Origin of the sequence: Rhodococcus sp. 852002-51564_SCH6189132-a, assembly GCF_001665495.1 — a bacterium.
Taxonomy (GTDB): domain Bacteria; phylum Actinomycetota; class Actinomycetes; order Mycobacteriales; family Mycobacteriaceae; genus Rhodococcus; species Rhodococcus pyridinivorans.
Genome location: NZ_LZMJ01000070.1, coordinates 123282 through 150076, shown reverse-complemented (window position 1 = coordinate 150076; position 26795 = coordinate 123282). Strand labels below are relative to the sequence as shown.

Sequence of the window (26795 nt, the reverse complement as noted above, 5' to 3'; positions counted from 1 at the left end):
GTGAGCACACCGAGTGTGTTGTTCGTCTGTGTCCACAACGCCGGCCGCTCGCAGATGGCCGCCGGGTTCCTCACCGCTCTGGCCGGGGACCGGATCGAGGTGCGTTCGGCCGGCAGCGCCCCGGCCGAGCAGGTGAACCCGGCCGCGGTCGCGGCGATGGCCGAGGTCGGCATCGACATCTCGACCGAGAACCCGAAGATCCTCACCACCGAGGCGGTGCAGGCATCGGATGTGGTGATCACGATGGGCTGCGGGGACACCTGCCCGGTCTTTCCCGGCAAGTCCTACCGCGACTGGGTGCTCGACGACCCGGCTGGGCAGGGCCTCGAGGCGGTGCGTCCGATCCGCGATGAGATCCGCGCCAAGGTCGAAGCTCTCATCGCCGAGCTGACCGCCCCGCCCACCCCGCGCTGACGCGAGGCTCTCCGATGACGACGAACGTCGATGTCGTGGTGATCGGCGGTGGGCAGGCGGGTCTGGCTGCCGGCTACTATCTGCGCCGGGCGGGGCACCGCTTCGTGATCCTCGACGACCAGGAACAGCCGGGCGGGGCGTGGCCGCACATGTGGCCGTCGCTGCGGCTGTTCTCCCCGGCGGAATTCGCGTCCCTGCCGGGGTGGCCGATGCCCCGCTGGCCGGACGGTTTCCCGCCGGCACGGCATGTCGTCGACTATCTCACCGCCTACGAAACCCGCTACGACCTGCCGATCGAGCGGCCGGTGCGGGTGCAGGCGGTACGCCGCGACGGCCCCGCCCTGCTCGTCGACACCGACCGCGGGCAGTGGCGGACGCGGCGGGTGATCAGCGCCACCGGCACCTGGCAGCGACCGTTTCGTCCGAGCTATCCGGGCATGAAGGTGTTCACCGGGCGGCAGTTGCACACCGTCGACTACCGCACCCCGGCCGAGTTCACCGGCTCGGACGTCGTGGTGGTCGGGGGTGGCAACTCCGCCGCTCAACTCGTCGCCGAGATCTCCACCACCGCGACGACCATCTGGGCCACCAACCGGCCGCCACGATTCCTGCCCGACGGCGTCGACGGCCGAGCCTTGTTCGAGCTCGCCTCCCGCCGTGCAGTGGCCCTGGCTGCCGGACGGACCGATCCCGGCGGCATCGCCGCCCTGGGGGACATCGTGATGGTCCCGGAGGTGCTTGCCGCCCGTGAGCGCGGCGTCTTGACCGCGCTGCCGATGTTCGATCGGCTCACCGTCGACGGCATCGCCTGGGGTGAGCGTCACCAGCGGGCTGATGTCGTGGTGTGGGCGACGGGATTTCGGCCCGCCCTCGCACACCTGCGCCCGTTGCGGCTGCGCGATCACACCGGCACGGTGCCGGTCGCCGGCACCCGCGCACTCAAGGAACCGCGCCTGCACCTGCTCGGCTACGGCGACTGGACCGGACCCGGTTCGGCCACCCTCCTCGGCGTCGGCCGCACCGCCAAGGCCGCTGTCGCCGACCTCGACCTCGACCTCGACACCCGACCTGCGTGAAAGGACCTCGACCGTGAGCACACCCTCGGTGCTGTTCGTCTGTGTGAAGAACGGCGGAAAATCCCAGATGGCCGCCGGACTGATGAAAGCCGCCGCCGGCGACACCCTTACGGTGCACTCCGCCGGCACGAAACCCGGCACCAGCATCAATGCCTTGGCCGCCGAAGTACTCCTCGAAGTCGGCGTCGATATCACCGGCCAGACCCCGGTACCGGTCGACCCCCAGCTGGTTCGGAACGTCGATCTCGTGGTCACCCTCGGCCGCGAAGCCCGTCTCGATCCGGTGCCCGGGACACAGTTCGAGAACTGGGACACCGACGAGCCGTCCGAGCGCGGCATCGACGGCATCGAACGGATGCGGCTGGTCCGCGACGACATCGCCGCTCGCGTCACCGACCTCGCCCACCGGCTCCGTCGCTGAAGACACCGATGTCGGCCACCCGAATCCGGTGGCCGACATCGAGGTGGGTTGTTCAGCAGCAGGACGGTGCGGCCGGGGCCTGCTGTGTGTCCTCGGCCGGGGCCGCAGCGGTGCCGCAGCACACCCCACCCCCGGCGGTGGCCGGATCGTCGAGATGCTGCGGGCTCGAACCGAAGGTCTCCGAATCGGCGAGGACGGTGTACACCTCCCACTTCTCCCCAGCCGGGCCGGTGACCCACACCTTGTCCTGGGTAGCGAAGCAGCAGGTGGTGCCGATCTCCTCATCGGTGAACAGCCCTTCGCCGGTCAGGCGGGCAATCTCGGCATGGACCTTCTCGCTCGATTCCACCTCCACGCCCAGGTGATTGATGGTGCCGCCCTTGCCGGGGTTCTCCAGCAGCACGAGCTTGAGCGGCGGCTCGGCGATCGCGAAGTTCGCGTAGCCCGGCTTGACCTTGGCCGGTTCGGTGCCGAACAGCTTCGAGTAGAACGTGACCGCCTCGGTCAGGTCGTCGACGTTGAGGGCGAGTTGTGCGCGGGACATGACATCCTCCACTTGTGTGACATATGTCGAAACTCTGGACGGGTACAGGATGCGCCACCTTTTCGACATATGTCAAGTAAGTGGATAAGCTCGAACCATGCCGAAAGCTCTGCCTGTGATCGACGTCAGCGCCCCGATCTGCTGCGAACCGGTTTCGGCCGCGCCGATGAGCGACAACGCAGCTCTCGAACTCGCCCTGCGGCTGAAGGCGCTGGCGGACCCGGTCCGCATCAAGCTCATGTCGATCCTGCTCACCGCCGACGACGGCGAAGTGTGCACCTGCGATCTCGCCACCGGCGTCGACCTGACCGAATCCACCGTCAGTCACCACCTCGGGCAACTGCGCAAGGCCGGCATGGTCGTATCCGAACGCCGCGGGATGAACGTCTTCTACCGCCCTCGCGCCGAGTCTCTCGAAGCCCTGCGGATGGTGCTGGACCCGAACTGTTGTCGCTGATCCCGACGTGGTGTCGATTACCTGCCATATGGCCCGGAAGGACGTACATCGAGCAGAAAATCGGGGGTTGGGCGCGCAGCGGCCTTGGTTGGGTCGCTGGTCCGGTGAAGACTGTGTGCAGGACGACGGCGTCGGCCACGCGTCCCGCCAGGTCGAGCGTGCGCTCGCCGAGCGCGACCATGAGGATCGGGATGCGGTCGACGTCCTCGGCGGTGCGTCGCAGATACGGGAAGTCGCCGGCTGGGCCGTGCCGGTCGACGACCGCGTCACCGCGCCACAGCGTCCGGAGCAGATCGACGGTGTCCTCGAGCCGCGCCGACGTCACGCGAGGCAGACCCATGAGAGCGAACAGCACGTCGAAGCCGCGGCCGAGCCCGAGGGCGTAGCGGCCGCGGCTCAACCGGTGCAGTGTGGTCGCCATCGTCGCTGTGATGAGGGGATGGCGGGTGTGCGGATTGGTCGCCGCGGTGCCGATCCCGAGCGTGCGGCTCGTCGCGGCGGCCGCACCGGCCAGCGCTGCTGCGTCCTTGGTGTCGAACCGTTCCGACAGGAAGGCCGAGCCGAGACCGATGCGTTCGGCGACGACGATCTCGTCGAGCAGCGCCCTCGGGTCGTCGGCGTGCCCGGCGAGGCCGTAGAATCCGAGTTCCGGACAGTCCGGCTCCGGTACGGATCCGCCGCGGATGCTCACGAGCGGGCCGCCGCCTTCCGTCGCTGCAGCACGCTGCCCACTGCGTTGTCGAGCTTCGAGCCCAGCGGCCAGCCCACGTAGTGGCACAGGAACAGGGCGATCTCGCGGAGCTGCTGCTCGTCGAGCTCCTCGTTCTTCAGCGCCGCTTCGATCTGGATTTCGGCGATGTCGGGGGCCCCCTGTGCGGTGAGTGCCCCGAGCAGCAGCAGTCGCCGATCACGAATGGTCAGCCCGGGCCGGGTCCAGATGTTCGCGAACAGGTGGTCGGCGGTGACGGCGAAGTGCTCACCGGGACCGTCCTGCATTTCCCAGCCGTAGACCTTGGACATCATCTCCAGGCCGCGGCGGCGGGTCTCGTCGGTCATGCGTGCTCCTTCCGGGAACGGGTCCGTGCGATCTCGCCCGTGCCGACTCCGAGGCCGGGGCCGAGGTCGGACAGCGCCCGGGTTCCGAGCGGCAGGGCGATTCCGAGGCGATCGCCGAGATCGAGTGCGAGCGCGAGATCCTTCTCACCCAGGGCGCGCACGCGCGAGAAGATCGGGAACCAGGAGTCGTCCTCTGCGAGGGGAGATGTGGTGTCGCGCCACATGATCGAACCGGCGCCGCCGGTGATCGCGTCGGTGTGCCGGACGACCCTGCCGAGCTCGGTGAGGTCGATGCCCGCGGCCTCGGCGAGTCGCTGTGCCTCCGTCGCCGCGGTGAACGCGATGAAGTGGAGCAGGTTGCGGGCGAGCTTCATCCGGGTTCCCGCGCCGACGGGACCGACGTGCACGACCAGCGACGCGAAGGTGCCGAACGGTTCTTCGATCTTGGCGAAGCCGTCGTCGGTCGCGCCGACCATCACTGCGAGAGTGCCGTTCTTCGCACCGCCGGCGCCGCCGCTGACCGGTGCATCGACGAAGTCGACTCCCTTCTCGGCGCACTTCGCGGCGAGTTCGACGGCGGTGGTGTCGGAGATCGTCGAGTGCACCGCGACGACCGTGCCGGGCCGGGCCGTCGCGAGAAGTCCGTCCGGACCGGTGACGACGTCGCGGACCTGGGCGTCGTCGAGGACGGTCACGCACACGAGGTCGCAGTCGGCGGCCAGCTCCGCCGGGTTCGACGCCGCGGCGGCACCCTTGTCGGTGAACGGGCTCATCGCCTCGGGCACCACGTCGAGCACGGTGAGGCCTCCGGGTCGGGTGAACAGCCGCTCGGCCATCGGTGCCCCCATGTTGCCCAGCCCGATGTAACCGACCCGGCCGATCGTGGAGCCGGTCACGAGCGGATCACCTGCCCGCCGTCGACCTTGAAGATCTGCCCTGTGACCCAGGCGGCCTCGTCGGAGAGCAGGAACAGGCACATGCCGACGAGATCGTCGGGAGTGCCCATGCGCTTGAGCGGCAACTGCTTCACCATGTCGGCGACCATGTTCGCGGGGGTGGTGGTGCGGGTCGCCTCGGTGTCGATGGGGCCGGGGGCGATCGCGTTGATGCGGATGTTCGACCCGCCGAGCTCGACGGCGAGTTGCTGTGTGAGACCGTTGATCCCGACCTTCGCGAGCCCGTAGAAACCCGAGTACAGCCAGGCCGCCGTCGACGACTGGTTGACGATCGACCCGCCGTTCTTGGTCATGTGCGGCCACACTGCGCGGGTGACGTTGAGGGCGCCGTCGAGGTTCACGCTCATGAACTTCTTGTAGTAGTCCCACGGAACCGTCAGCAGCAGATCGAGTTTCATGCCGCCGTAGATGGCGGCATTGTTGACCACGTGGTCGATGCCGCCGTAGGTCTCGACGGTCGACACGGCGAGTGCCTCGGCGGAGGCGGGGTCGGAGACATCGACCGACGTGAAGCTCGCGATGCCGCCGTCGGCGACGATCTGTTTGGCAACCTGCTCGCCGAGTTCGGCATCGATATCGGCGACCACCACGTTCGCGCCCTCGGCGGCGAGCGCACGCGCGTACGCCTCGCCGATCCCCTGGGCGGCGCCGGTGACGATCGCGGTGCGACCGGTGAAACGTGCCATCGGAAAAGTCCTTTCGGAAGTTCGGGTCAGCTCGCGGGTTCGGCGACGAGCTTGGTCTCCAGGTATTCCTCGAAACCGGCCACACCCATCTCGCGGCCGATCCCGGACTGCTTGTAGCCCCCGAACGGGGCGTCGGCGGCGTACCAGATGCCGCCGTTGACGCCGAGCGTGCCGGTCCGTACACCTGCGACGATCCGCGCGATGCGGTCCGGATCGGTGCCGTACACCGAACCCGAGAGGCCGTAGGGGGAGTCGTTGGCGATGCGGATCGCGTCGTCGTCGCCGTCGTGAGGGATGATCACGAGCACCGGGCCGAAGATCTCCTCCCGCGCTGTACGCGCGGAGTTGTCGAGGCCGGCGATGAGGGTGGGTTCGACGAAGAATCCCCGCTCGTGTTCGGCGGGACGTCCGCCGCCGGTGACGATCGTGCCGCCTTCCTCGACGGCGAGGCGGATGAAGCCCTCCACCCGCTGTCGCTGCTTCTCGGAGATGAGCGGCCCGCACACCGTGCCGGGATCGCGCGGGTCGCCGGGCCGGATGCCGCTCATGGACTTCGCGGTCAGGGCCACCGCTTCGTCGTACCGTTCGCGGGGAACGAGCAGACGCGTGGTGATCGCGCAGCCCTGGCCGGCATGCGTGCACACGGTGAAGGCCGCCATCGAGCAGGCGCCGCGCAGGTCGGCGTCGTCGAGGACGATGAACGCCGACTTGCCGCCGAGTTCGAGGAAGACCTTCTTGAGGTTCTCTGAGGCCGCGCGCATCACGGCCCGGCAGGTCGCGGTGGAACCGGTGAACGAGATCAGGTCGACGCGCGGATCCTCGCTCAGCTGTGCGCCGAGCCTGTGGTCGCTCGAGGTGACGATGTTCAGCACTCCCGGCGGGATGTCGGTCTCCTCGGCCGCGATCCGCCCGACCAGGGCCGCACACCACGGGGTGTCCGGGGCGGGCTTGAGCACCACGGTGTTCCCGGCGGCGAGAGCGGGCCCGAGCTTGGCGAAGTTGATCTGGTGCGGGGAGTTTCACGGCGTGATCGCGCCGACGACCCCGACCGCTTCCTTGAGCAGATAGCGGTGGGTGGGGATACCCATGGGGGAGGCGTTGCCGAGATCCTGCGTCCACGCGTAACTTTCGGCGAGGTCGGCGAAGTAGAGCAGATCGTCGATGGGGCCTTCGAGATGCGCGGCGCTCGTGAGGAATCGGGGAGCGCCGACCTCGGCGATGGTGATCTCCCGCAGTTCCTCGATGTGCTCGCGCAGAGCGTCGCGCAACTGACGGAGGCAGCGGGCCCGGAAGGCGTGGTCGCGTGACCAGTCGGTGTCGTCGAAGGCGCGACGCGCGGCCGCGATCGCGGCGTCCATGTCGGTGGCGGTGCCCTCGGCCGCGTGGCCGAGCAGTTCTTCGGTGCTCGGATCGGTGATCGCGAAGGTGCCTCCGCTGCCGGGTACGAGCTTGCCGTCGATCAGAAGGGTGGAGCTGTCGGTAGGGCGAAGTGTCATCAGACGTTCCCTCGGTTCTGGACAGGTGTCTGGACTATAGTTCGGCGACGCGATCGAATGCAACGGTTCGTCCGAAACGGACGAAACCGGTTTCGTGTGCGAGGAATTCGACGAATCTCGCACACAACACCGGTCTCGACGAGGGTCCGGTGGTCTCCGGTCAGAACACGCGCAGTCCGAGGTGTCGCCGCGTGCGCAGATCGAGCAGATAGGACTTCCACAGCAACGGCCATATCCACGGCGTGACGCGGTGCAGGCGCCGGACCGCCACGAGATAGCGGTCGAAACGCCGCTGGTCGTCGGCGGTCCACGGGTAGTGCATGAGGTCGCGGAACTCCGGCGGCAGCGCACCGCGCGTGATCAGTTCGAACGACCTGCCGAGCACCCGGTGGATCCCGCGGCCCAGTCGTCCGAGACGCACCTCGAGGAACGCGAGATTGCAGAGTTCGGTGAGGTACTCGCGCACCTGCTCGTTCATGGAGATGTCGGCGACGCCGGCCTTCCACAGTTCCTCGTACTCCTCGCGGGTCGTGGGCCACGACTCCGGCCGGACGTTCAGTGTCGTCGCGAGGGTCGCGCCGTCGCGGAGGATCCGGACGTACTGCTCCTCGGTGAGTGGGCCGTACAGGAACTCGTGCTGGTCGATGAAGTACTCGAGCAGGCAGACGGCGACCCACAACTGCAGGGCGGGGGAGTTGGCGCTGTAGCGGACCTCCGCGCCGGGTGACGACGTGATCCGCGCGTGGATCTTCCGCACCGACTTGCGGACGAAATCGCGGTCGGCCTCGGTGCCGAACACCGCGACCGCCAGATAGGTGCCGGTCGTGAGGGCCCGCTTGACTGGATGGAGATCGGCACGGCCGGTGTCGACCGTGCTGTCGACGACCCCCTGGCCGACGCCGAGGAGACACGCCTGAAACAGGCGTCCATGCTGCTCGACCTCGACCCGCCGGAGCACACCCGCCTCGGGCAACGCGTGAGCCGTGGCTTCACCCCGCGCATGGTGAAGACGCTCGAGGAGCGCATCCGGCGGACGTGCGAACGCACCGTCGACGCCGCGATCGAGGCCGCACGCGACGGCACGGTGATCGACTTCGTCCCGGCGATCTCGGCACCCCTGCCGCTGGAGGTGATCGCAGCGCTGCTGGGCGCACCGGCCGAGGACGTCGGCAAGCTCTACGACTGGTCGAACCGCATGATCGGCTGGGACGACCCCGAATACGGCACCACTCAGGAGGACGACGAACTCGCCGCCGCCGAGATCTTCCTGTACGCCAACGAGATCGCCGCGCGACGACATCGTCTCGAAGCTGGTGTGTCCAGACGAGAACGGCGACACGCTCTCCGAGATGGAGTTCGACATGTTCTTCGTCCTGCTCGTCATCGCGGGCAACGAGACGACGCGCAACGCGATCTCGGGCGCGAGCACGATCCGCACGTCGCCTTCGGCGGGACGGGCGTGCACTTCTGTCTCGGGGGACATCTGGCGCGGTTCGAACTGCGGATCATGTTCGAGACCCTCATTGCCCGTATCGACCGGGTCGAACCGGCCGGCGAACCGCGGCGGTTGCGATCGAACTTCATCAACGGCATCAAGTCCATGCCCGTCCGTATCCACCGACGAGAGCGCTGAATTCGCCGAATGAACGCGCTGCGGGCGTTGCCGACCCCCTCCAATCGTAGTAATGTCCAGACACGTGTCCAGAAACGTGAATCTCGAATCGACCCGTCGTCGCTTGACCGAGAAACAGGCCGATACGGTGGCGAGGCTCACGCAGGCCGCGGTCGAGGTGCTCCGCGAGGAGGGATTCACGGGGTTGACGGTGCGTATGGTCGCCGCCCGCGCCGGTGTCGCCCCGGCCACCGCCTACACCTACTTCTCGTCCAAGGAACACCTCGTCGCCGAGGTGTTCTGGCGTCGCTTGGCCAACGCTCCCACGGCCGACGCCGAGAGCGCGAGCCGTGCCGATCGGGTGGTCGCGGTGCTGCGGGGAATCGCGCTGTTGCTGGCCGACGAACCCGAACTCGCGGCCGCGGTCACCAGTGCATTGCTCGGTCACGACCCCGACGTCGAACACCTGCGTGCGCGCATCGGACTCGACATCCGTCACCGGGTCTCGGCAGCCCTCGGCGCCGACTCCGATCCCGACGAACTCGAAGCACTCGAACTGCTCTACGCCGGCGCGCTCGTCCGGGCCGGCATGGGCTACGGCACCTACGAGAAACTCGCCGACAGGCTGGAGACATCCGCCCGACTTCTATTGGAGTGATCCACGATCCAGGCATCCCCGGGCTCCGCGTCGTACTCAGGGCCCGCTTCGCCCGATCCACCGACGCTCGGCGCCGTGATCTTCAACCCGTAGGGCTACGCCTTCCACGAAGATCCGTATCCCACCTACCGCCGGCTCCGTGAGGAGGACCCGGCCAACCACAACCCCGACCTCGGATTCTGGGCACTGTCCCGCCACGCCGACGGTGAGCGCGCTCCGGACGGCACCTGGATCGTGTACGTCGACCGGATCCACACGGACGGAGAGGTTCTCGAACGCAAGTGGCTCCTTGCACAGTCGCGGTTCCTCGGTGCCGGATCGGCCGGCACGACACGCCTCCTCGTGAAGGCGAAGGCGAAGGGGTTCGTCCCCGATCTTCCCGACGGCGTCGGAACGGGATGGGGCAACAACGGCGACCGAGTGTTCGCCATGACGAGTCCGCTCGTCAGCCCCCGCGACCATCAGGGCGGTTCCGCCTGTGTGGGTATGCCCGACTACACCGATCCCGCCGGACCGTTGATGATCGTCACCGGCCCGGTGCCGTTCCCTGTCGATGTGGGAACGACCACGATGATCGGTCTGGGGATCGTCGACAGCCGAGGAGTCCGGCACTACGACGCCGGTCGCGTGCACGGCCAGCCCGGCCTGTATGTGGTGGACGGCGCGAAGATCCCGGGATCGACCGGGGCGTGCAATCCGTCGATGACGATCGCGGCACTCGCCGGGTACGGCGCCGATCGGATCGTCTCACGCGACCTGGATCGCGTGTTCTGACCTGACGGGTGGTTCCGGTGGCTCGGCCGCGGGAACCACCCGTTCGGTCTCAGCCCTTCGCGGCCGACAGACCGGCGCGGCGACCGAAGAAGCTTCCGTCCCCCAGCGACGTGCCGCTCGCATAACCCCACGCGCACACGCCCGACGTGCAGCGACCGGCGGCGAACAGGCCTGGGATCGGATCGCCGGACACGTGCCGCACTTCCGAGTTCACCGAGGTGCGCAGACCGCCGAGCGTGAAACCTGCTGTGCAGTTTCGGAGATCGAGCGCGGCGATCGGGCTGCCGATGGGCTTGACCCACTCGCTCTTCTTGCCCAGCACCGGATCGCTGCCGTTCTCCGCGTGCCTGTTGTAGACCTCGACGGTCGCCTGCAACGTCCCGGCAGGCAGTTCCATGTCGGATTCGAGTTCGGCGACGGTCTCCGCGACCCACTTCGGACGGAACCGGAAGAAGGGCGTCGAACTCGTTGCCGCACAACCCTCCTCGTACGCCTGTTCGTCGATGATCAGATAGGCCTGGTTGTCGTTCTTCAGCAGCGTGAGCTGACCGATACGGCCCGGATAGGTGTCCTCGGGGACGTACCGCTGACCGCGGCCGTTGACGAGGATGCCGCGGGCCATCAACTGCGGGTCGCCGAAGAAGGCGACCTCGGTGGCGTCCATGTGCGCGAGATCGGCGCCGAGCGCCTGCGCCATGCGGATCGCACGGCCGTCGTGCTCCTCGATCGCCGCACCCGGGCGACCGCTGAGTTGCGGCGCGTACGACTCGACCATCTCCTGGTTGTACGCGAAACTGCCGGTCGCGAGGACGACGCCGCGGCGGGCCCGGATGTGGACGTCCTTGCCGTACTGCTTGGCCGTCAGGCCCACGACGCGTCCGTCGCCGTCGACGATCAACCGCTGCACCCGCACGTCGTATTCGGCACGCACACCGAGGCTTTCGGCGACCTGGGAGAGCGGCTGCATGAGCATGTACCCGCCACCCTTCTCGCCGGTCCGCTTGTCGGTCATCTGCGGGACGTGGCCGCGCGGGGCGGGCGTCGCGATCTCGTTGAAGGGCGCGGAGTTCTCGCCGCCGGAGTACATCAGGCCGTCGTCACCGGGGATCTCCCACCCGGGTTCGCCCCAGAAGCTCTCCTTGAACACCACGCCGTTGTCCACGAGCCACTCGTAGTGTTCGACGCTGCCCTCGCAGTACTCGATGATCTTCGCTTCGTCGGCGCCCGGCCCGAGCGCGGCGAGCATGAACGCCTTCATGTTCTCGGGCGTGTCGTCGAATCCGAGGGCCTTCTGCAGCGGGGTGCCGCCGCCGAGGTAGACGATGCCGCCCGACAGTGAGGCCGCACCGCCCCAACCGCTGGTCCGCTCGAGCACGAGCACGTCGGCACCCGCGCGGGCGGCCTCGATGGACGCCGAGACACCGGCGATGCCGTAACCGGCGACGACGACGTCGGCTTCGTGGTCCCAGGTGGAGACGCTGCCGGCGGGAAGGGGGTGGAGATCGGTGCTCATCGGGGTCCGTTCGGGGTCGGTGATCAGTGGTCGAGTTTCGAGGCGAGTCGGCCGATGTATGCGACGACGTCGTCCTGGGCGCGGTCGGGCAGACCGAAGATCACCTCGGTGACCCCGGCGTCCTCCCAGATCTTCAGTTGTTCGGCGTCGTGACGGCCTGCCAGAGCGAGGATCTCGGGAGTTCCGGCACGACCGGCGTCGGCCCAGGCCTTGTGGAGACGGGCGACGTTGTCGACGACGTTGTTCTCCGTGGGGGTGGTGATCCAGCCGTCGGCGTGGCGGACGATCCAGTCGAAGTTGCGGTCGGTGGAACCGGCGCCGAGGAAGATCGGGGGCCGTGGTTGCTGCACGGGTTTCGGCCACGCCCAGCTCGGCCCGAATGCGACGAAGTCTCCCTCGTAGGAGGCCTCTTCCTCGGTCCACAGCGCCTGCATCGCTTCGAGATACTGGCGCATGGCGGTGCGCTTCTTCTTCGGCGGTACGCCGTGGTCGGCGAGTTCTTCTGCGTTCCAACCGAATCCGACACCGAAGTTCACCTGGCCGCCGGAGAGGTGATCGAGGCTCGCGATGGTCTTGGCGAGCGTGATGGGGTCGTGCTCGAGGGGCAGTGCGACGGAGGTGCCCAGTTTGATCGTCGACGTCACCGCGGCTGCGAGCCCCAGCGCCACCCACGGATCGAGGGTGCGCATGTAACGGTCGTCGGGAAGGGTCTCGTTGCCCGTTCCCGGATGCGCGGATTCGCGGCGGATCGGGATGTGGGTGTGTTCGGGCACGTAGAAACTGTCGAAACCGCGACTCTCCGCGGTCGAGGCAGCGACTTCGGCCGGATTCCCCGGTCGCTCGTGAACAGGGTGATTCCGTGGCGCACAACAGCCCCTCTCCAGACGGTGACGGAGAAAATGTAACGCGTTCTACATCCGGAGGGAAGAGATTTCCGGACACCTGTCCGGTTGCGGCCGGTCGGCCGTACGAAAAGGCAGTCGTCCCACGCTGAACTATCCTCGAAACGGGCATGAACGGAAGGTGGCGTGATGACGGAGCAGTCGACGACGGAGACCGCGGGCGAGGAGTCGGCGTCGACGCAGACCTCGCGGCCGGCCCTCGGGTCCACCCGGTCGCCCGGTGCGGGCCTGCGACCGGCACAGCGGGCGCGGTACATGCGGATCATCGCCTCCGCCGAGGAGCTCGCCTCCGAGGGTGGATACGACGCCGTGCAGATGCGGGCGGTCGCAGACCGATCCGGTGTCGCTCTCGGCACGGTCTACCGCTACTTCCCCTCGAAGAACCACCTGCTCGTCGTGGCGCTCGTACTCGAATTCGGGACCGCCGCCGAAGCCGTGACCACCGTGGAGATCCCTGGCGACAGTGCCGCCGAGCGCCTGATGGGCGTCCTGCGCGGAGTGATGCCGCGTCTGTCCGAGAACCCGCTGCGCTACGACGCGCTCATCCGGGCGGCGATGTTCGCCGACGCGTCCTCGGCGCCCGAACTCGACCGTCTCGGTGAGGTGCTCACCCGACTGTTCGCGCAGGCGGCAGGCATCGACATCGTCACCGAAGAGGTGCTCAACGCCGTGCGGATCATCGCCGACGTGTGGATGTCGGCGCTGGTCGCCTGGGTGGCGGGCCGGCAGTCGGTCGACGATGTGCTCGCGCACATGGACACCGCCGTCACGCTCGTGTTCGACCGGCTGAACCGACTGCAGCGGGCGAGCTGACGCCCACCCGCTGCAGTTCTGGGCTCCGCTCGGGAGCTCTGGTTCGATCAGGCCGGCACGTCCACGATGCCGATCGTGGGCAGGAAGAAGCACTGCGTGTCGCCGTTGCGCACGTTGCCGAAGACGGCCGAGAGCACGGTGCCCGACCCCGTCTCGACCGGCGCGACCCGCACGCCACCCAGCGGCAGGGTGTCAATGATGAAGGTCGTGATGGCCTGCTCGACGATGCCGCGGGCCTGGACGGGAAGGCCGGCCGGAATGGCTCCCGCCGCGGTCTCCTCCGGCGTGCCCATCGGGACGAAGCCACCCTGGAAGGTGTTGACGTTGAACCACGCGAGCTGGATGCCCGAGGTGTCGGCGTCCTCCTCGAGGCCGACGGGGACGAACGCGAAGAGCGTCTCACCGGGCGAGACGACGTTCAGGGTGCCCGGCAGCGGCGACAGGCTGCGGTTCGGCCATGGCCCGGGCAGAGCACCCGCAACGGCGGGCACGGTGCCCAGCGGCAGGTCGCCGTCGGCCGTGCAGAACGGTGCGCCGGTGGGGTAGAGGAACGGTTCGACGCCGAGGCGACGCAGGAACTCCATGCCGTCCTCGTAGGCGCCGAGCGGTGTCGCTTCGGCCGCGTCGACAGCGCTTCCGCGTGCGTTCGCGATCGCTTCGGCGGCAGCGAGAGTCGTGGGATCGACGCCGGGCAGCGCGCGGAGAGCCTCGAGCGAGCTCACGAGCGGGCTCGTGGCGGGCGCTTCCGCCGGTGCTGCCGGGTCCGTGGGTGCGGGTTCGGCGCCGGCGATGGTGGGAAGCGCCAGACCTGCGGCGACGGTCAGGGCTGCGGCGGCCGAGATGCGACGCATCCGATTGCGGTGTCTGCGGCTCATATGGGGTTCTCCTCCTGTGGGTCGTGACACCCGGACGGGCTTTACCTAACCCTAAACTAGAGGTTTAGAGTATGACCGCTCCAGGAGACCACAAGGGCGGCGCTCCGGCCAGAGCGCCGCCCCGTGGTGTTACCGAACCGACACCCATGTGAGTCGGTGGTGCGGATGATCAGTCCGGATCGTCCGGATGCTTACGCAGATGCAGGATGCTCAGCAGGAGACCGCCCCACAGCGTGACGAGGGCGAGAATCATCATGGCGACGGCCGCTGTGCTCATCGGGTACCTCCTGTGGACGAGTCGGGTCCGGGTAAGGGAGCACCGGACGAAGCAGGCGCCTGGGCGGATGCGGGCGGACGGTTCTCGTCCAGCTCGTATTCCTCGTCGATTCCCCTGCGCCAGGGGATGAACGTCAGGAGGACGGCGAGGATGATCACGCCGGCCTGCACGCTCCAGCCGAAGGCCGTGACCAGGCTGTCGGGAAGACCGCCGTAGCCGTCGCGGACACGGTCGCGGATCTCGCTGAACAGCATGTAGCCGAGGACGAGCGGGGTGATGATGCCCGTGAACACCATCCAGCCCGTGCCGACCTTGAACGACGACACCGAGTTGAGGTGGTCGCGGAGTTCGGGCAGACGACGATAGATCCACGCGACCACCACGAGCGCCACGAAGGCGACACCCACGATGCCGAACTGGTTCGCGAAGCGGTCCACCACGTCGAGAGTGTTCAGGCCGGTGGTGGTGGGGAAGAGCAGCAGCGACACGATTGCCGACACACCACCGATGGCGAGTACCGCCGGCACCCGGCCGAGGCCCGTCTTGTCCTGGAAGGCCGAGACGGTCACCTGGATGATGCTGATCATCGACGTGAACCCGGCGAAGACCAGCGAACCGAAGAACAGCACACCGAAGAGCGGGCCGCCGGGCATCTCCGAGACGATCGTGGGGAAAGCGATGAAGGCGAGGCCGATACCGCCCGCGACCACCTCACCGACCTCGACACCCTGCGCCTGGGCCATGAAGCCGAGAGCGGAGAAGACGCCGATGCCGGCGAGCACCTCGAAGCTCGAGTTCGAGAACCCGACCACGAGACCCGAACCGGTGAGGTTCGTCTTGCGCTTCAGGTACGACGCGTAGGTCACCATGATGCCGAAGGCGACGGACAGCGAGAAGAAGATCTGCGCGTACGCCGCGATCCACACCCCGGTGTCGGTCAGCGCCGACCAGTTCGGGGTGAAGAACGCATCGAGACCGGCGGTCGCGCCGTCGAGGGTCAGCGACCGGACGACGAGCGCACCGAACAGCAGGACCAGCAACGGCACGAAGAACCGATTGGCGTTGCCGATACCGCGCTGGACGCCGAGAGCGAGTACCGCGAGCGTCGCGATCCAGACCAGCAGCAGGGTCCACGCGACGCCCGGCACGAAGCTCAGGCCGAAGGTCGCATCGGTGTCCTGGTTCAGGAACGAACTCATGAAGAAGCCTTCGGGGTCGTCGCCCCAGGCCTCGGTGATCGAGAAGAAGGTGTACCGCGCGGCCCAGGCCACGATCACCGCGTAGTACACGCCGATGACGAAGCACACCAGCACCTGCCACCAGCCGATGAACTCGGCGCCGCGGCGCAGTCTGCGGAAGGCCAGCGGCGGCGATCCGCGGAACTTGTGCCCGATCGCGTAGTCGACCAGGAGAAGGGGGATACCCGCGGTCAGCAGCGCGACCAGATACGGGATCAGGAATGCGCCACCACCGTTCTCGTAAGCGATGTACGGGAAACGCCAGATGTTGCCGAGTCCGACCGCCGAGCCGATTGCGGCCATGATGAACACCGACCGGCCCGACCAGACTTCCCGTTTACGTGTGACCTCGTGCTGTGCCACGAACCTCGTCCCTCCATTCATCCGGATGGAGGACAACGCTAGCGCCCCGACCGGCGCGCGGGCGATCTTTTCGGGTCGGCGCCTTCAGCCGTCGTCCCAGAGCCGCAGGTCCGGGGGAGTTTCGTCCTCGTCCCCCTCCTCGCCGACGTTCCGGTAGCGGAATGCGAAGACGATCCAGCCGACCGCGGCGACGAGCACGAAACTGATCAACCGGTAGACGACCACCGCCGACAGGGCCTGCGCGCCGGTCATGCCGGAGGCAGTGAGTGCCGGCACGAGCACGGCGTCCATGACACCCAGACCGGCGGGGAGCAGCGGGATGGCACGGCTGGTGGCGGTTCCGGCCGCGTAGGCGACCGCGATACCGGCCAGGCTCGGCGCGCCACCGACCGCGTATGCGGCGAACGCCAGGCACGCACCGTCGCATACCCAGTTGCTCAGCGACCAGCCGAACGCGCGGGCCGCATGAGGACGATCGAGTTGCACCGCGCTCAGCTGGCCGACGATCTTCCGCCACGCTCGCGCACCCGCCTGCTCCGGCTTCTTCCGCAACCGGTTCAGGCTCCGCAGGGCGATCAGGCCGATCGATTCGAACGAACCAGGATTGCCGGCCGCGTACTGGATGAGCACGACCAGCAGCAGCAGACCGCCGAGCGAGAAGATCAGCGAGAACGGGTTGTTGCTGGCGCCGACGAGCAGAGCGCCGACGATGCCGAGCAGTGCGAGTCCGGCGGCCTGGAGGAGCCCGGCCATGACCAGCTGCCAGGTCGCCACCACCGGGGGTGCGCCCCAGCGCCGCATCTGTCGGTAGGTGAAGGTCGTCCCGACCACCGGTCCGCCCGGCAGGGTCACGCTCATGGAGTTCGCCGCGAGGGCCACCGAAAGCGATTGCCATTGCGAGACCTTCACACCCGCCGCGGACAGTAGCGCCCGCTGCACCCGTGCGAAGGTCGACATCTCCGCCATCGAGGCGAACACCGCTGCCGCGACCCAGCCCCAGTGAAGATGCCCGAGGCCGCGGACGCTGTCGGACAGTTCCGGCCACACGAGCACGATCTCGACGGTGAGCACCACGACGAGCAGAGCACCGACGATCCACTTGAGATACCGGCGTCGCTTCGGGGTGAGCGGCCCGCTCTCATCGTGCGGGCTCTCGTCGGCTCCGTCGTCCGGCTCCTCGGGTGTCACGGTCTCGTTCGTCATCTAGTCGGTGGGCCAGCTCGACAGCGTGCGGCGGTAGAGGTCCTCGACTTCGGCGATGTGCTCACCGAGGTCCTCCCGCGACCAGCCGCTCACGTCGATCGGTTCGAGCACCGCCACATCGACGGTGCCCGACCGCAGCAGGGTCGAGTGCTTCCACAGGATCTCGCCGGCGTTGCGGATCACGACCGGCACGATCGGGACACCGGCCTGCATCGCGATGTGGAAGGCGCCCTTCTTGAACCTGCCGATCGCCGGGGTCAGCGAGCGTGTGCCCTCGGGGGCGATGACGATCGACGTCCCCTCGCGGAGGGTGTCGACGACGGGTCCGAGCGCCGCAACCGCCCGCTCGGTGTTCGTGCGGTCGACAAAGGTGGCGCCGACGAACCGCAGAAGCGGCCCGAACAACGGGTCGTTGGCCATCTCCTTCTTCGTCACGCCCGTGAAGTCCTGCCTCAGGACCTTGGCCAGCACCACCGGGTCGAGCTGACTCTGGTGGTTGAAGATGAACACCGCCGGCCGGGCGGCCCACGCATTCGCTTCCCCGACGATGCGTACGTTCACTCCGGCGAGGGCCAGGGAGACCTCAGTGCCGATGCTGATGATCGAGTCCAGCGCGGTCTTGCGGCTGCGGTTGATCAGACCGAGACCGAGACCCGTCCACACCGAGCCGAACATCCCGCCGTAGGCGGCGGCGGTGCGGACGAGTTCGCGGGCGCCCGGCGTACCGCGCGGCCGGAACCGCATGATCGGCCAGTCGCGTTCGATGGCGAATCGGGTGAGAGTGCGATCGGGGTTCGTGGCCGTGGGGTTGCCGGCGACGGCCAGGAACTCCACGTCCTCACCACCGTTGGAATAGGTGTAGCTGGCCTCGGCGTCGATGCCGTGTGTCTCGACGAAATTGCGTGCCGCCTCCGCTTTGCCGCTGCGCCACAACGATTTCCCGTCGACCCGTCCGGTGAGCACACCGTTCTCGACCTCGAGTGGGGTGAACAGGATGTGCTCGACGCCCAGCGCGTCCCCGGCGGCCTGGATCTGGTAGCGGGACGCCGACGAGGCGATCACCACCGTGTGGCCCGCGTTCTGGTGCGCGCCGATGAGTTGCCACGCCTCCGGATAGAGGTGTCCGGCGATCGTCGTCATGAACAGCCGGCGGCCGATCTCGTAGAGCTCGTCCTCGGTGTGACCGCGCCACGCCTTGAAGGCGATCGCGACGAAGCGTTCGAAGTCCTCCTCGGTCTCCGTCCCGCGGATCCCGTTGATCATCGTCGCGGCCAGTTCGGATGCGGAGACCTTCCCGGCGAGCACCCGGTCGCGGAAGAAGTGGACACCGGAGAAGCCGTGCACGATGGTGCCGTCGAAATCGAAGAAGGCCGCCACCTCGGGTCCCTGCGGACCCGTACGCACCCGTTCGAGGGCCTGCTCGAGGTTCACCGTTCCACCTTTCTGTTCGACACGTCGAGCGACTCGGCCAGCGCGACCCGCTGGGCCAACTCGGACAGCTCCGCTGCGAATGCCTTCCTGCGCTCGCGGACGGTCTCGGGGTCCTCGTCGTGGTCGAGCAATCCTCGATTGCGCGCCAGGTCGAGCGCGGACGCGAACAACTCCGACGACACCGATTCCGGCCCGTACAGGCGGCGCTGCAGCAGCATCTGCCGGCCCACCGCCACACACTCCGACAGGAAGGCGGCGCGGTCGACCTCGAGCTCCGGATCCCGGACGGCGAGGCGCTCGGCGACGACGAGCTGCGCGTCGAAGAACGACCGCAGCGTGCGGTGCGACATGAAGAAGCCGGTCTCGACGAGACCGGTCAGCGCTTCGTCCTTCGTCGGCAGCGTGTCGCCCCAGGACGGGACGAGCCAGGCGAGCTCGTCGCGCATCTGGGTCTCGTAGGTGTCTCGGTCGGGGAAGAAGAACTCGAACTTCAGCAGGTCGCGCAGGTTCTTCGCCTCCTCCCACGCCACCCGGACAGGATCGTCACCGAGATTGGCGTGCGCGTAGAGGATGGCCAGCTCCATGATCGACCGGTTGACGAACCAGTGCACGCCGCTGTTGCGGTAGAACGCCGCGACGAGATGCTGACCCGGCTGGATCGAGTAGACCGGTTCCTCCCCGCCGGCGTAGGTGGTGACCACCCCCGCGTGGGTGAGCGACGAGAGCACGTCCTCGAGCCCACCTTCGACGTCGAGGATGTGGAGCCCGCCCTGCGGGACACCGCGGCGATCGAGATAACGGCGGACAGGTGCGATCACGGCCCGCACCTCCTCGAGCGTCAGCGAGCGGTCGCGCACACCGAGCAGGGCCAGGGTGACCAGGCAGTTCACCGTCACCGGAGTGTTGCAGTTGATGCCGACCGCGACTTCGAAGGCGACCTTCTGCAGCGCCTTGCGGCGCAGCACCCGTATCTCCTCGGAATCCGTCGGCGCCGCGGACGGGTCGGCTGCCGGCGCCGGTGCGGTCAGGTCCGGATCCCCACCGGCGACCAGCAGTTCGCGCATCGACACGGGATCGCCGAACCGCACGTACACGTTCCCGGCCCGCTTGCGCTGATTGCGGGCGTAGCGCACCAGCCATCCCAGGCCTTCGGTTTTCTTCGTCGCGCCGGTCTGTTCGGCGGCGACCGCCGCGACCTCGGCGAGTCCCTCGTAGGTGATCGAGACCGGCACCAGCATCGCGTCCTCGACGCGTCCGCCGCGGATCGCGTTGGCGACGTAGCTGAGCAATCCGTAGCGCGGGGCCCGGAGCTTGCCGGTGCGGGTCCGGCCGCCCTCGAAGTACCACTCGAGGTTGAACCGCTTGCTCAGCAGGAACGCGAAGTACTCCTCGAGCGCGGCCTTGTAGACGTCGTCGTCTGCGAAACTGCGCCGGATGAACACCGTGCCGGTGCGGCGGGCGACGGGACCGATCGGCCAGAAGGTGAGGTTGGCCCCGCCCATGATGTGGTTGCCGGGAAAATCGTTCGCCGCCAGGATGTCGCCCAGCACGAAGGCATCGGCGTAGGACCGGTGCGAGGGGAGGAAGACCAGGGCGTACCGGCGGTTGGACTCGCGCAGTGCGCGCAGACCGGCCTCGTCGGCGTGCACGGTCCATGCCGACGCGTGCAACGGCCGCATCGCCTGCGTGAACAGGTCGGTGACCAATCGTGACTGCACGGCCACGAGTTCGTCGAGGGAACTGCGCGCCCGCGACTCGACCTCGGCGCGCGAGAGGCCGTGCTCGGCGGCGATCTCGTCGAGACGGCGCCGGAAGATCGGCGAGTCCATGATCTGGGCGGCGACGAGCCGCGGGACCTTGTAGCGGTCGCCGATCACCGCTCGCTCCGCGCGTTCGAGCGCGACGACGGCGCGACGGGTCACGTACCGCGCGAGTGCCCCGTCGTCACCGTCACCGCCCTCCGCCCTGAGCGCGTCCCGCAGTTCGGACAGGCGGGCCGGTTTCGCGACGACGATCCGGTAGCGGTCGGCACCCTTGCGCACGAGCCATTTCTGCAGCAGCAGATTCGGATTGCGTGGGTTCGTGAGGGCGAGGACGTCGGCGAACCGGATACGCCGCGCACCGTCGCGCTCTGCCGGGAGCCACACGACCCGCAAGGGCAGGATCAGCGGATCGTCGGTGCGGGTCACGAGCTCCTCGGTGAGCACCCGTGAGTCGAGGTCGAGCGACTCGGGGCGGGTCGGCGTGCGGTACTCGGCGGGAAGCTCGTCCGAGCGCAGCCAATCCTCGATCATCGTTCGTTCGAGAGCCGTCGTGTACGCGAGGACCGCCACCGTGGGTCCGTCGTCCGCCCGCACGGTGTCGTGTCCTCGTACCCGGCTCGGTTGATCGTTTCTCATCTCACCCCGTCCAGAAGTCACCTCGGTGTGAAAGCTACCTGTCGCGGCCGGTTCGTTCGGGCGATCCGGAGGAGAACACACACACTGTGCGGATGCACCGGTGGGCTGTGCGGATGCACCGGTGGGCGCTGTGCAGATGCACCGGGGGAGTGTCTGAACGACAATATGGTGGACGAGAGGACGCGGTGGAGCCGCCGACGACAGGGAGGGCGCAGTGACCACAGGTGCCGGACCGGAGGGTGTCGGCTACGCGGGGGTGAGGGAGACGCATTCGTCGGTGGTCTTCTTCGTCGGCGAGCGCGTGCACAAGCTGAAGAAGCCGCTCGACCTGGGCTTCCTCGACAACCGCACGCGTGAGGCCCGTGAACGGATCTGCCACCGGGAGGTGGAGCTCAACCGGCGTCTCGCACCGGACGTCTATCTGGGCGTCGCGGACGTCCACGGCCCGGACGGACAGTTGTGCGAGCACCTCGTCGAAATGGTGCGGCTGCCCGACGACCGGCGCCTGGCCGCCGCGGTCCGCCGAGGTGAGGACGTGTCGGTGGTGATCGACGAGGTGGCACAGCAGGTCGCCGCACTGCACGCCTCCTCGCCGCACGGTCCCGAGATCGACCGGTGTGCCTCCGCGGATTTCGTCGCCGAGCTGTGGGATCTCAGTCTCGACCATCTCGGCCGGCTGGAGGTAGGGGCGGATCGTGCCGGGGCGTTGACGCGGATCCGGGAGTCCGTGCACCGTTACCTCGCCGGCCGGGCGGTGCTGTTCGACGAACGCATCGCGGCGGGCCGGGCCGTGGACGGACACGGCGACCTGCTCGCCGACGACATCTTCTGTCTCGACGACGGTCCGCGCATCATCGACTGCCTCGAGTTCGACGACGAGTTGCGCTACGGCGACGCAGTACTCGATCTCGCCTTCCTCGCAATGGATCTCGAACGTCTCGGTGCCGAACCCGCAGCACGGCGGTTGCTCGAGCAATATGGTGAGGTCTCGGGCGATCACCCGCCCTCCTCTCTCGTGCACCACTACATCGCCTATCGAGCGTTGGTGCGCGCGAAGGTGACCGCCCTACGCTACGAGCAGGGTGATGCAGCGGCGCGGGAAACGGCGACCGGTTTCGTCGAGTTGCTCGAGGGACATCTCGACCGGGGACGCGTGCGCATGGTGCTCGTCGGTGGTGTCTCCGCGACCGGCAAGACGACACTGTCGCGCACGGTCGGTGCGTATCTCGGAGCGGACGTAGTGCGCAGCGACATCGTCCGCAAGGAGTTGGCGGGTCTGCAACCCACCGACCGCACCGGCGACGGTACGGATGCCGGTCTGTACGCACCGACGCATTCGGAGGCGACCTACCGCGAACTGCTGCGCCGTGCCGAGACCGCTCTGGCCCGGGGACGATCCGTCGTGCTGGACGCGACCTGGTTGTCGTCCGGGCAGCGCGACGCGGCCCGCAAGGTCGCGGACGGTGCTTCCGTGGATGTGATCGAGATCGAGTGCCGTGCAGACAAGGGAATCCTGTTGCAACGGATGGCATCCCGAGCCGAGCGCGGCGACGATGCCTCCGATGCGACCCCTGCCGTGCTCGAACAGCAACTCCGCCGGCGGGATCCGTGGCCGGAGGCAGCGGCGATCGATACGGGTGTCGAGACCGTCGACGCGGCGCGACTGGAGAGCATGCTCGGTCCAGCGCCCTGGTGATCGCGCCCCGAGAACAGTGAACGGGGATCGCTTCGTCGAAGCGATCCCCGTCGAACCGGAACGATCGGTTCTAGACCTTGCGGGCGATGAGCACCGAGCACGGAGCCTTGTGCAGCAGGTTCTGGCTCGTGGATCCGAGCAGGGCGGCGCGGAACTGGCCACGTCCGTGGCTTCCGACTGCGACGAGTTGGGCGTCGTCGAGGTGCGCGAGCAGGACCTTCGAGGCCGGGCCCCGATCGATCACACGCTCGACGGTGACCTCGGGGTGGCGATCACTCCAGCCGGCCAGCGTCTCGGCGAGAACCGCGGTCTCCGAGGTCTCCACGGCATCCCAATCGACCAGCGCGGCCGTGGCGCCGACACCGAGTGCGGCGTCACCGAGCCAGGAGTGCACTGCCCGCAGCGGAACCCCGAGGGCCGACGCGAGATAGAACGCGTGAGTGACTGCGGCAGAGGACAATTCGCTACCGTCCACACCGACGACGATCGGCCGGGAATCGGGCAGCGGAGAATCGGTGTTGCCGCGCCACACGACCACCGGGCAGGGCGCATGGTTCGCGACGCGCAGAACGGTGGAGCCGAGGAGGAAGTTCTCCAGCGCACCCGCGCCGGTGGCGCCCATGACGACCAGGCGTGCGTCCTCGGCGGCCTCGAGCAGCGACTTGGCTGCGGGACCGGGACCGATGAAGCTGCTGATCTCGAGCTCGGGGTGATCTGCGCGGACTCGCTCGGCGGCGTCGGCGAGGAGCTTCTTGCCGTCCTCCTCGAGCTGCTGGATCATCTGCGACTGCACGAGCACTGCGGCCTCGCTGTAGAAGATGCCCTCCGGGGGCATCGAGTGCACGAGGTGGAGGGGTGCTCCGATGCGCGACGCGACGGCACCGGCCCACCGCGCTGCCGCTACAGCCGTTTCGGAGCCGTCGACGCCTGCGACGACTGCCTTGCGGGTGCTCGGTGTGCTCATGGATGTCTCCTTCTCGTTGCGACGCGCGGCTTCCCGCGCGCAGGTCGGACCGAGGCCACGTTACCGCCACGACGCGGCCGTGACCCGGTGTCGACGATCTTCATGATCCCCGATCGGGGAGGCCCCGACCAGAGCCTTCCGGCCTCGATCAGGTCCACAATCGGCGAGCGGCGCGGTATGCCTTCCGCCATCCGCTGTCCAGATGTGCGGCCTGCGCGTCGCCGATCTCGGTCTCGATCCGGAACAGGATCCCGAGCCCGAAACTGGTCTCGGCGGTGTGGCCCTGCTCGGAGAGCATGTCCAGGAGGTGTTCCCGCGCCACGACGGAGTCCTGGAATTCACCGAGCAGATCCTGGAAGTCGTCGAACCGGTCGAGGATCCGCCCGGAACGCTTCGGATGCAGCGGCGCGATCACCTCGATGGCATACCGCATCCGTTTGGCGCCCTTGCGTGCCCGGTGCATCAGCGCGTCGCGCTCCGCCGGGTTCTCGGCGTCGCCGACCCTGTCGACGCGGCGCGAGACCTTTTTCGACAGCGCTGCGACCGCGCGCAACAGTTCCTTCCGTGCCACTTTCGGCCGTGCCCCCGCCGCTTCTGTGGCGGGCGCTATGTCGGTGATCGCCGCGTCGAGGCGGGTGAGCAGCCCGACGTACCGGTCCGAGTCCAGTGTGTCGACTGCTTCGAGGCGGGCGGCCTCCGACCGTGCCGAGAAGTACTCGTCGATACGGGCTCTCGTCGCTTCCCGGTGCGATTCGACCGGGATGTCGGCTACGCGATCCGTGAGCCGTTCCCATTGGACCTCGAGATCACGTGACGGGCTGAGACGTCTTCCGAGCCAACGGAGTTCGTCGACGAGATCGGGATCCACGACGATCTCGTCGGAATAGGTCTGCAGTGCGCTGCGCAGACGCCGCGCGGCCTTGCGCATGCTGTGCACCGCGTCGCGTGCGTCGCGGCGGACGGCGATGTCGGACAACCCCAGGGTGTGCAGTTCGCTCGAGAGATAGTCGCGTACCGGGATCAGGCCCTTCGCGATCGGCGGGCGGGCGGGGAGCAGGTCGCCGAGCACGCGGTGGAGCTTCGACGGGCTCTCCGAACGGGTGATCCCGACGGCCGCGAAGCGTTCCTCGAGTGCTGTGAGGAATCGGCCGATCGTCTCGTCGCCGAGGGTGGAATTCCACTCGACCTCGATCTCCTTCCAGCGGATCTCGGATCCGTCGGCGCTGCGCACGGCGTCGACGTCGTCGACCACCACCTCCGCGACGAAGCCGCCGTCGGACGACCGGAGCCGGTGCCGATGTCGTCGGGTCACGAGCAGAGCGGCCAGGCTCAACGGGGCGCCACGGCGGATGCCGCGCAACAGGGATCCGAGGTCTGCGGGAACGTCCTCGGCCGAGTCGTCGCCGAGGGGGAAGTGCAGTTCGGTGCGGGTGTCGACACCGGAGGGCAGTTTGAGATGCCATCCCGCGTCGTCGCCGCCCTCGCGCCTGCGGAGCGTGATCTTCGAGCGCAGCAGGCACAGGTCGGCGGTGTCGTAGTACTGGGCCGACAATTCGAACCGGTCGACGTCGATCGCATCGACGGACGGCAGTCCCGTCAGGTCCGGAAGCGGCCGGTCGCCGGTGGCGGAGTACTTGCGTTCCGCCTCCTCCGCGACGGTCGCCGACGATGTGCTGGGCATCCATCTGCTCCTCTCGGTGCGCGTTGCCTCCACCTTGCCACGCGGTCCGATATGAGGGGATTCGTCCGACTGTGATCTGCCGATACCGGGCAAAGAGCACTTCGGCCCTGGTCAAGGCCCGGTTTCGGGGCGATCATGGTTCGACGCGGGTCCGGAGGTAGTGATGAAGGTTCTTGTTTCGGTGGCCAGTCGGCACGGTTCGACCGCGGAGATCGCGACTGCGCTGGCCGCGTCGATGCGCCACCACGGCGCGCAGGTCGACGTGAACGCGCCCGAGCACGTCGACGAGGTCGACGCGTACGACGTCGTGGTGCTCGGCAGCGCCGTCTACCGCAGTCGCTGGCTGCGCAGCGCGCGGGAGTTCTCCGACCGGCACGCGGCCGAACTGCGCGAACGCGACGTCTACCTGTTCTCGTCAGGTCCCGTCGCCTCGGGCGGGAGGTCGGTGAACACGTGCTACGACGCGTGCGCCGTCGCCGAACGCATCGAGGCCGTCGAACATCGCACCTTCCCGGGGAAGCTGGATCCGGCGGTGCTCGGCACCGGCGAACGGATGGTCGTCAGGATGGTCGGCGCCCCTTCCGGTGACTTCCGGGACTGGGACGCGATCGGTGCCTGGGGTGCGCGCATCGTGGCGCGCACGACCGCGCGGGAGCGCGACCTCGACGGCATCGGTTCGGCTCCCGCGCGACGTGGGGCGCGCCGCTAGGCGGATATTCCACCCGGGTGATCGGCCCGAGTCCCGAGCCGGGCGATCAGCCCGAGCTGCCCTGGTAGTGCGTGCTCAGTTCGGCTGCGCGGTCCCAGATCGACCAGTCGACCGGGCGTTCCTCCAATTGGGCCTCGACCACCTCGAACCCGGCGTGCCAGGCGGCGCCGTGTGCGAGGGCGTCCTCCTCGTCGTCGGTGGTGTGGGTGAGGGTGAGCCAGCACCCGCCGGAGCCGTCCGGAGTGAGTTCCCAGTGCAGAACGTCGGTGTCCCAGAGGTATTCCAGGATCCGTGCGGGCCGCACCGTGAGGACACTGCCCATGCTGGTGTGCCCTTCGGGCAGGCCGAAACGGCGGGTCTGTTCCTGCGTCGAGCGGAATTCGAGTGTGGCGCCGGGTGTGAGCGCGAACTCGACGTCGGCAGGGAACCAGGCGCGGAGATGTTGCGGATCGGTCAGGACCCGCCACACCTTCTCCGGCGGGTGGGGGAACGAGCGTTCGAACCGCAGGGCCACCCGCCCGTCATAGGTACGCGAGATGCTGCCGATTTCCATGGAAACCTCCAAGACGAGAACTCGCCGG

At 68.1% G+C, this 26795-nt stretch carries 24 protein-coding genes and 4 pseudogenes; 10 read left to right on the top strand and 18 right to left on the bottom strand.

All coding sequences use genetic code 11. The features are described from left to right. Genes A5767_RS17285 through A5767_RS17275 form a run of 3 tightly spaced genes read left to right on the top strand, consistent with a single transcriptional unit; the run spans window position 1 to window position 1911 of the window. Entirely contained in the window at window positions 1-414 is a 414-nt protein-coding gene (locus A5767_RS17285) for an arsenate reductase ArsC (protein ID WP_072740566.1), read from the top strand. A gap of 14 nt (window positions 415-428) precedes the next feature. Then, window positions 429-1490 carry an ArsO family NAD(P)H-dependent flavin-containing monooxygenase gene (locus tag A5767_RS17280; protein ID WP_064852784.1) on the top strand — a complete coding sequence of 354 codons (1062 nt, stop codon included), beginning with the start codon at window positions 429-431 and terminating at the stop codon, window positions 1488-1490. Between the two features lie 13 nt (window positions 1491-1503). After that, window positions 1504-1911 (top strand): arsenate-mycothiol transferase ArsC, encoded by a 408-nt coding sequence (locus A5767_RS17275; protein ID WP_006551770.1) that lies wholly within the window; start codon window positions 1504-1506, stop codon window positions 1909-1911. Window positions 1912-1963: 52 nt separating this feature from the next. Here A5767_RS17275 and A5767_RS17270 read toward each other — a convergent pair whose 3' ends face one another. Further along, window positions 1964-2455, bottom strand: a complete 492-nt coding sequence (locus A5767_RS17270; RefSeq protein ID WP_064852831.1) for an ArsI/CadI family heavy metal resistance metalloenzyme — start codon at window positions 2453-2455, stop codon at window positions 1964-1966. A gap of 97 nt (window positions 2456-2552) precedes the next feature. On the opposite strand from A5767_RS17270, the gene A5767_RS22765 reads away from it, so the two are divergent. Beyond that, a complete protein-coding gene (locus tag A5767_RS22765; protein WP_006551768.1) occupies window positions 2553-2912 on the top strand; it encodes an Rv2640c family ArsR-like transcriptional regulator in 360 nt (119 codons plus the stop codon). Between the two features lie 118 nt (window positions 2913-3030). Here A5767_RS22765 and A5767_RS17260 read toward each other — a convergent pair. The 6 genes and pseudogenes from A5767_RS17260 to A5767_RS17235 all read right to left on the bottom strand — a co-directional run. Beyond that, window positions 3031-3603: pseudogene (locus A5767_RS17260) on the bottom strand (LLM class flavin-dependent oxidoreductase); the annotation flags it as partial. Further along, window positions 3600-3968: a carboxymuconolactone decarboxylase family protein gene (locus A5767_RS17255; RefSeq protein WP_006551766.1), complete on the bottom strand. Its 369-nt coding sequence runs from the start codon at window positions 3966-3968 to the stop codon at window positions 3600-3602. The gene A5767_RS17255 and the pseudogene A5767_RS17260, both read right to left, overlap by 4 nt. Then, window positions 3965-4864, bottom strand: a complete 900-nt coding sequence (locus A5767_RS17250; RefSeq protein ID WP_064852783.1) for an NAD(P)-dependent oxidoreductase — start codon at window positions 4862-4864, stop codon at window positions 3965-3967. The genes A5767_RS17255 and A5767_RS17250 overlap by 4 nt, the downstream gene beginning before the upstream one ends. Beyond that, entirely contained in the window at window positions 4861-5610 is a 750-nt protein-coding gene (locus A5767_RS17245; protein WP_064852782.1) for an SDR family oxidoreductase, read from the bottom strand. The genes A5767_RS17250 and A5767_RS17245 overlap by 4 nt, the downstream gene beginning before the upstream one ends. Before the next feature lie 26 nt (window positions 5611-5636). Continuing rightward, window positions 5637-7106: pseudogene (locus tag A5767_RS17240) on the bottom strand (aldehyde dehydrogenase). A gap of 160 nt (window positions 7107-7266) precedes the next feature. Beyond that, a complete protein-coding gene (locus A5767_RS17235) occupies window positions 7267-8064 on the bottom strand; it encodes an oxygenase MpaB family protein (protein WP_064852781.1) in 798 nt (265 codons plus the stop codon). Between A5767_RS17235 and A5767_RS17230 the strand changes: the two are divergent. The 3 genes and pseudogenes from A5767_RS17230 to A5767_RS17220 all read left to right on the top strand — a co-directional run. After that, window positions 8008-8739: pseudogene (locus tag A5767_RS17230) on the top strand (cytochrome P450); the annotation flags it as partial. The gene A5767_RS17235 and the pseudogene A5767_RS17230 overlap by 57 nt on opposite strands. 76 nt (window positions 8740-8815) lie before the next feature. Then, a complete protein-coding gene (locus A5767_RS17225) occupies window positions 8816-9376 on the top strand; it encodes a TetR/AcrR family transcriptional regulator (RefSeq protein ID WP_024103033.1) in 561 nt (186 codons plus the stop codon). 234 nt (window positions 9377-9610) lie between these two features. Next, complete coding sequence (locus A5767_RS17220; RefSeq protein ID WP_064852779.1) at window positions 9611-10150, top strand: GMC oxidoreductase; 540 nt, start codon at window positions 9611-9613, stop codon at window positions 10148-10150. A gap of 49 nt (window positions 10151-10199) precedes the next feature. On the opposite strand, the gene A5767_RS17215 is transcribed toward A5767_RS17220, so the two are convergent. Both A5767_RS17215 and A5767_RS17210 read right to left on the bottom strand, forming a co-directional pair. Further along, a complete protein-coding gene (locus A5767_RS17215) occupies window positions 10200-11663 on the bottom strand; it encodes an FAD-dependent oxidoreductase (protein ID WP_064852778.1) in 1464 nt (487 codons plus the stop codon). A 23-nt stretch (window positions 11664-11686) separates the two neighbouring features. Beyond that, window positions 11687-12531: pseudogene (locus tag A5767_RS17210) on the bottom strand (LLM class F420-dependent oxidoreductase). 163 nt (window positions 12532-12694) lie between these two features. Here A5767_RS17210 and A5767_RS17205 point away from each other — a divergent pair. Next, window positions 12695-13378 (top strand): TetR family transcriptional regulator, encoded by a 684-nt coding sequence (locus tag A5767_RS17205; RefSeq protein WP_064852777.1) that lies wholly within the window; start codon window positions 12695-12697, stop codon window positions 13376-13378. A 47-nt stretch (window positions 13379-13425) separates the two neighbouring features. On the opposite strand, the gene A5767_RS17200 is transcribed toward A5767_RS17205, so the two are convergent. The 6 genes from A5767_RS17200 to A5767_RS17180 all read right to left on the bottom strand — a co-directional run bounded on the left by A5767_RS17200 (window position 13426) and on the right by A5767_RS17180 (window position 21164). Further along, window positions 13426-14253, bottom strand: coding sequence for a hypothetical protein (locus A5767_RS17200; RefSeq protein WP_064852776.1), 828 nt, complete (start codon window positions 14251-14253; stop codon window positions 13426-13428). Between the two features lie 169 nt (window positions 14254-14422). Continuing rightward, entirely contained in the window at window positions 14423-14530 is a 108-nt protein-coding gene (locus tag A5767_RS22760) for a methionine/alanine import family NSS transporter small subunit (RefSeq protein ID WP_006551747.1), read from the bottom strand. Beyond that, the gene (locus A5767_RS17195) at window positions 14527-16131 is read right to left on the bottom strand and encodes a sodium-dependent transporter (protein ID WP_019289992.1); all 1605 of its coding nucleotides are present in this window, start codon (window positions 16129-16131) and stop codon (window positions 14527-14529) included. Before A5767_RS17195 ends, A5767_RS22760 begins: the two co-directional genes overlap by 4 nt. A gap of 84 nt (window positions 16132-16215) precedes the next feature. Continuing rightward, complete coding sequence (locus tag A5767_RS17190; protein WP_064852775.1) at window positions 16216-17334, bottom strand: TIGR00374 family protein; 1119 nt, start codon at window positions 17332-17334, stop codon at window positions 16216-16218. Next, window positions 17335-18765, bottom strand: a complete 1431-nt coding sequence (locus tag A5767_RS17185) for an HAD-IB family hydrolase (RefSeq protein ID WP_033096812.1) — start codon at window positions 18763-18765, stop codon at window positions 17335-17337. Continuing rightward, window positions 18762-21164 (bottom strand): glycerol-3-phosphate 1-O-acyltransferase, encoded by a 2403-nt coding sequence (locus tag A5767_RS17180; protein WP_064852774.1) that lies wholly within the window; start codon window positions 21162-21164, stop codon window positions 18762-18764. The genes A5767_RS17185 and A5767_RS17180 overlap by 4 nt, the downstream gene beginning before the upstream one ends. Window positions 21165-21378: 214 nt before the next feature. Between A5767_RS17180 and A5767_RS17175 the strand changes: the two genes are divergently transcribed. Then, on the top strand, window positions 21379-22860 hold the full coding sequence (locus tag A5767_RS17175) for a bifunctional aminoglycoside phosphotransferase/ATP-binding protein (RefSeq protein ID WP_064852773.1): 1482 nt from the start codon (window positions 21379-21381) through the stop codon (window positions 22858-22860). Between the two features lie 70 nt (window positions 22861-22930). On the opposite strand, the gene A5767_RS17170 is transcribed toward A5767_RS17175, so the two are convergent. Next, on the bottom strand, window positions 22931-23824 hold the full coding sequence (locus tag A5767_RS17170; RefSeq protein WP_064062131.1) for a universal stress protein: 894 nt from the start codon (window positions 23822-23824) through the stop codon (window positions 22931-22933). Window positions 23825-23972: 148 nt separating this feature from the next. Then, window positions 23973-25505, bottom strand: coding sequence for a CYTH and CHAD domain-containing protein (locus A5767_RS17165; RefSeq protein ID WP_024103042.1), 1533 nt, complete (start codon window positions 25503-25505; stop codon window positions 23973-23975). Window positions 25506-25668: 163 nt separating this feature from the next. Between A5767_RS17165 and A5767_RS17160 the strand changes: the two genes are divergently transcribed. Next, window positions 25669-26214 carry a flavodoxin domain-containing protein gene (locus A5767_RS17160; protein ID WP_037217072.1) on the top strand — a complete coding sequence of 182 codons (546 nt, stop codon included), beginning with the start codon at window positions 25669-25671 and terminating at the stop codon, window positions 26212-26214. Between the two features lie 46 nt (window positions 26215-26260). Here A5767_RS17160 and A5767_RS17155 read toward each other — a convergent pair whose 3' ends face one another. Then, window positions 26261-26767 (bottom strand): SRPBCC family protein, encoded by a 507-nt coding sequence (locus A5767_RS17155; RefSeq protein ID WP_006551738.1) that lies wholly within the window; start codon window positions 26765-26767, stop codon window positions 26261-26263. Window positions 26768-26795 lie beyond the last annotated feature (28 nt).

What these genes read in the sequence shown, in the direction of transcription:
- A5767_RS17180 (WP_064852774.1), bottom strand. Translation starts at nt 21,164, where the DNA reads ATGAGAAACGATCAACCGAGCCGGGTACGAGGACACGACACCGTGCGG.
- A5767_RS17165 (WP_024103042.1), bottom strand. Translation starts at nt 25,505, where the DNA reads ATGCCCAGCACATCGTCGGCGACCGTCGCGGAGGAGGCGGAACGCAAG.
- A5767_RS17255 (WP_006551766.1), bottom strand. Translation starts at nt 3,968, where the DNA reads ATGACCGACGAGACCCGCCGCCGCGGCCTGGAGATGATGTCCAAGGTC.
- A5767_RS17280 (WP_064852784.1), top strand. Translation starts at nt 429, where the DNA reads ATGACGACGAACGTCGATGTCGTGGTGATCGGCGGTGGGCAGGCGGGT.
- A5767_RS22765 (WP_006551768.1), top strand. Translation starts at nt 2,553, where the DNA reads ATGCCGAAAGCTCTGCCTGTGATCGACGTCAGCGCCCCGATCTGCTGC.
- A5767_RS17270 (WP_064852831.1), bottom strand. Translation starts at nt 2,455, where the DNA reads ATGTCCCGCGCACAACTCGCCCTCAACGTCGACGACCTGACCGAGGCG.
- A5767_RS17215 (WP_064852778.1), bottom strand. Translation starts at nt 11,663, where the DNA reads ATGAGCACCGATCTCCACCCCCTTCCCGCCGGCAGCGTCTCCACCTGG.
- A5767_RS17205 (WP_064852777.1), top strand. Translation starts at nt 12,695, where the DNA reads ATGACGGAGCAGTCGACGACGGAGACCGCGGGCGAGGAGTCGGCGTCG.
- A5767_RS17160 (WP_037217072.1), top strand. Translation starts at nt 25,669, where the DNA reads ATGAAGGTTCTTGTTTCGGTGGCCAGTCGGCACGGTTCGACCGCGGAG.
- A5767_RS17245 (WP_064852782.1), bottom strand. Translation starts at nt 5,610, where the DNA reads ATGGCACGTTTCACCGGTCGCACCGCGATCGTCACCGGCGCCGCCCAG.
- A5767_RS17190 (WP_064852775.1), bottom strand. Translation starts at nt 17,334, where the DNA reads ATGACGAACGAGACCGTGACACCCGAGGAGCCGGACGACGGAGCCGAC.
- A5767_RS22760 (WP_006551747.1), bottom strand. Translation starts at nt 14,530, where the DNA reads ATGAGCACAGCGGCCGTCGCCATGATGATTCTCGCCCTCGTCACGCTG.
- A5767_RS17200 (WP_064852776.1), bottom strand. Translation starts at nt 14,253, where the DNA reads ATGAGCCGCAGACACCGCAATCGGATGCGTCGCATCTCGGCCGCCGCA.
- A5767_RS17155 (WP_006551738.1), bottom strand. Translation starts at nt 26,767, where the DNA reads ATGGAAATCGGCAGCATCTCGCGTACCTATGACGGGCGGGTGGCCCTG.
- A5767_RS17170 (WP_064062131.1), bottom strand. Translation starts at nt 23,824, where the DNA reads ATGAGCACACCGAGCACCCGCAAGGCAGTCGTCGCAGGCGTCGACGGC.